Below are 3,539 nucleotides of genomic sequence, written 5' to 3'. Positions count from 1 at the left end.
CCTCAAGGACGTGTTGACGCGCTTGCCGACACACCGAGCCTCCGACATCGCGCAACTGCTTCCTCATCGTTGGACGCCGCCCGCTGCTTGATCATTCACGCGATTGCCCACGTCAAGATGCCTTCCCCGCGTGCTTACAATTGAACACATTCGCAGACAGAGAGCACGAACATCGCTTCTGCCATCAGGAGGCCGAGGCTGTGCCGTTCGCCGGACAGGGTCGTGAGCAGCACGCGCGGGCGCCCGCCGCGCCCGACGAGCGCATCGGTAAGCGGACGCATCTGTGCGCGCAGCGTGCTCTGTAGTTCTGTAGGGACTCGCTAAACAGATGTTCGTGATGAACCTGCAAGGAGCCAGCCGCCCATGCGTTGCCCACCCGGGTGGACAGGGGCGCCGCAACATCCAGTACAAATTTTTCGAGTTCGTAGCGGGTCCCACGCTTCAGCAGGGCAAAGCGAAAATCATCGAAGGAATTGAGGCGTAACAACTCGAGCAAATGATCGAGTTCGGAGTCCGGCGCGTCCTGCCCAACTCCCGAACTCTCGGCCAGATGCTGCAACGCGTCGATCGATTGTCCGAGCACCTTGCTCGGCCGATGGCCCGCGTCGAGCAAGCGCTTAATCAACCGCAATTCCATCACCTGCTCCTGGCGATAAAGTCGCTCGCCGCCACGAGACCGTATCGGCTGGGGAAAGCCGTACCGGCGTTCCCAGACTCGAAGTGTGTCCTTCGTCAGACCGATTTCTTGGGCGACGGCCGCGATGCCAATTCCACTCACGCCGCTCGCAGGAGCCGGTGTCGCGACCCAATCAGGAAGTTGAGCGCTTTCCGGGGTGCCCGCCAGTTTGAAGCCGTTGTTCTGCTGCATCTATCAAAGACTGCGCGTCGACTGAAATGTCGCGCCGTTCATGCGCGGCGGCATCGTCGGCATGGTCGGACAAGCGTGCGGCCCTCGTTTCATCGATTTCCGCTTCAGGCACGTTTGGAAGTTGGGTTTGCGCCAAGATCCAAAGCTCGTCTGAGCGGCTGTCGGACTACCCGCTTCCTCCCAAAGCTAATAGGCGAGACTGCGGACTTGATCTTCCGTAACTGGAACATCCATGTCTTTCTCCTTTGAGTCGCATCGCGGTGTCATGGACCGCTTTGCGGTGATGTTGACGTGCTGAACAACTTCGTTATAGTCCGAAAACCGAAGTGCGGAGGCAGGCCAGGAGACCACTTGGTCCAGTATAGATTGCTGTACAACCCGCCTCACACAATGCCTCTTCGGCAAATCCGCCGGACAAAAAGCCCAATGCGCGTAAGCCGGCGCGTGTTGCTCCTTGCGCGTCATAGGGGGAGTCACCGATAGCGATCGCCTCGGACGGCGGGACGCCAAGCTTGTGTATTGCCACCTTGAAGGCATCGGGTGCCGGCTTGGAGGTCTGGACATCCTCTGAAGAAACGGTCGCGTCAAAAAGATCCGCGACCTTTGCAATCTGCAGGTAGACGTCGAGTTCGTCCTTCTTTGCCGAGGAGGCGGCGGCGAGCTTGATGCCGTTCGCACGCAATCGCTGCAGCAAGGCCGGCACCGCGGAAAAGGGACGTACGAACGGGAGATAAGCGCTTTTAAATCGCTTGCCGCGCCAGTCTTCAAGCGCCGGGCCACACTCATCGACCTGTTGCGGAGTGAGGAATTCCGGAAGCAGATTGTCACCGCCTTTGCCGATCTGACTGCGCGCCTGCTCGAAAGTCACGTTGTAGCCGAAATGGACGAACGCCTCGTGCCAAGCGAGTGCATGCAGATCGACGGAATCGATCAAGGTTCCGTCAACGTCGAAGATCGCAGATTTGGGCATGTGACGCTCCTGTTCAGATACCGTCAACCGGGGTGGCGGCGGCTCATGGTGCGCCGAGCATTTGCTCGTTCCCCTGGGCCTCGCTTGCAGTGTCAGCGTGACCCGAGCGGACGTAACGGGCATGAGCACTCAACGGTCCGGCAGGTCCCGCTTTGAGCTTTTCCGATACCGCCCGCAAGGTGGCACCAAAGCCCCGTGGTGTGCGAGATTCCGTTCGCGCGCTGGTGTCGACACGCACCTTGTTGGTCCAAGCGATGGAGAAGCCGTGATCCGTGAGGGCTTGGACCAGTGCAACATCCTCGTTGAAGGTGAGTGGTTGAAATCCGCCGGCCGCTTCATACGCGATCGCGGACAATCCGAGATTCGCGCCATGGACATGGCGGTGTCCCTCAACATCGCGGTATGTCGTGACAAAGTCGGCTCTTGTTTCGGCGTGGTGCCCCGTCCAATCGGAGACTGTGATCACCCCACACACTGCGTCCGTCGCACACTCGAGTTGCTTGACCAGCCAGTCTGCGTGTACGGTCGTGTCAGCGTCTGTAAAAGCAAGCCATCGTGCTTCGTGAGCGATGGCCAGACGCGCCCCGAGGTCACGCGCACTCCCGACGTTGCGTTTGGAAGTACTGAGGACGAGCGCACCACATGAAACCGCGATCGTTTCGGTAAGGTCACTGCAGCCATCGGCGACCACCACGATCAGCACGCGCTCGCCACCGAGCCCTGGATGCGAGGCGGCGACCCGGACGGAATTCAGGCAAGGTCCGATCAGGGCAGCTTCATTGTGCGCAGGAATAACGACGCTGAGCATGCTCTTCCTTTTGATTTTTATTAGCGGGCGCCAGGGCCCGCCCTGTGGCTGAAAATACACCTGATCTGCAAGCCGCGCGGGAGGAAGCCGTCCGGCTTACCTAGCTCATCGAACCCGATCTCAGCAATTAGCTCGCCCGCGCCGAACCAATGTCGGTGCCCGCGACGGGGTCGCTCGATGGATTGGGAGCCGTCCGTGCTGCCATCGCCTTAAGCACTTCGATATCTGCCCTTTGACGCCACGCGTGCCGCGCCGTCTCCATTTCGACCGCCGGTTAACGAGTGCAGCGCATTTTCGAATGACTTCTGAGTGCGCGATCTCGCGGGTCATCAGGAATCCGAGCGCGTCTGTGTCTGGGCCGCAGCTTGCTGAGATACCGGGTGGGTGTCATCGGGCAAGCTTCGACCCTTCCTCGGCAAGTCGGACACGCTATTCCGCGCGCGTCCGAACAGGAACACGGCTTGCACATTGGTAACAGGATGGTGGGCCAGTAATTGAACGTTCGGCAGGATGTCCTACATCTCATAAATTTACCAGGGAGTGAAAATGGACTCGAATAAAGCAGAAGGAAACGTCAAGGAAATTGCCGGCAAGGTGCAAGACGCTGCCGGTGAGTTGCTGGGCGATACCGGCGCACAGGCGGTCGGTAAGGCGCGCGAACTCGGCGGCAAGGCACAGCAGTTGTACGCGGATACAACGGAAATCGTGCGAAACAAGACGGTTGATAGTCCGCTGTCTACTCTTGCAGTGGCCGCGGGATTAGGCTTTGTGCTCGGCGCGATATGGGCAACCGCAAATGCGACGCCCTCACGTTCTTACCCCAAGCGGTATCGGGGCGATGACCAATACTGACACGAGGCTGTATGACCGGAAAAGATGGCCAAGCATAGGGG

4 protein-coding genes and 1 pseudogene are annotated in these 3,539 nt (G+C 59.5%); 1 reads left to right on the top strand and 4 read right to left on the bottom strand.

The window, feature by feature from the left end:
* Window positions 1-184: 184 nt before the first annotated feature.
* The 4 genes and pseudogenes from PQR08_RS38400 to PQR08_RS38385 form a co-directional block, all read right to left on the bottom strand.
* On the bottom strand, window positions 185-868 hold the full coding sequence (locus tag PQR08_RS38400) for a MerR family transcriptional regulator (protein ID WP_408164436.1): 684 nt from the start codon (window positions 866-868) through the stop codon (window positions 185-187).
* Window positions 869-1,175: 307 nt separating this feature from the next.
* Window positions 1,176-1,838, bottom strand: coding sequence for an HAD family hydrolase (locus PQR08_RS38395; protein ID WP_408164434.1), 663 nt, complete (start codon window positions 1,836-1,838; stop codon window positions 1,176-1,178).
* 43 nt (window positions 1,839-1,881) lie between these two features.
* Complete coding sequence (locus tag PQR08_RS38390) at window positions 1,882-2,646, bottom strand: glycosyltransferase family 2 protein (RefSeq protein ID WP_408164432.1); 765 nt, start codon at window positions 2,644-2,646, stop codon at window positions 1,882-1,884.
* Between the two features lie 127 nt (window positions 2,647-2,773).
* A pseudogene (locus tag PQR08_RS38385) lies at window positions 2,774-2,994 on the bottom strand (hypothetical protein); the annotation flags it as partial.
* Window positions 2,995-3,192: 198 nt separating this feature from the next.
* On the opposite strand from PQR08_RS38385, the gene PQR08_RS38380 reads away from it, so the two are divergent.
* Complete coding sequence (locus PQR08_RS38380) at window positions 3,193-3,498, top strand: CsbD family protein (RefSeq protein WP_408164430.1); 306 nt, start codon at window positions 3,193-3,195, stop codon at window positions 3,496-3,498.
* Window positions 3,499-3,539 lie beyond the last annotated feature (41 nt).

Origin of the sequence: Caballeronia jiangsuensis (assembly GCF_046030135.1) — a bacterium.
Taxonomy (GTDB): domain Bacteria; phylum Pseudomonadota; class Gammaproteobacteria; order Burkholderiales; family Burkholderiaceae; genus Caballeronia; species Caballeronia jiangsuensis.
The sequence above is the reverse complement of the archived record's forward strand: the minus strand, read 5'-3'. Positions and strand labels throughout refer to the sequence as shown.

Coding starts and splice junctions, on each gene's coding strand:
- PQR08_RS38400 (WP_408164436.1), bottom strand. CDS start 868: ATGCAGCAGAACAACGGCTTCAAACTGGCGGGCACCCCGGAAAGCGCT.
- PQR08_RS38395 (WP_408164434.1), bottom strand. CDS start 1,838: ATGCCCAAATCTGCGATCTTCGACGTTGACGGAACCTTGATCGATTCC.
- PQR08_RS38390 (WP_408164432.1), bottom strand. CDS start 2,646: ATGCTCAGCGTCGTTATTCCTGCGCACAATGAAGCTGCCCTGATCGGA.
- PQR08_RS38380 (WP_408164430.1), top strand. CDS start 3,193: ATGGACTCGAATAAAGCAGAAGGAAACGTCAAGGAAATTGCCGGCAAG.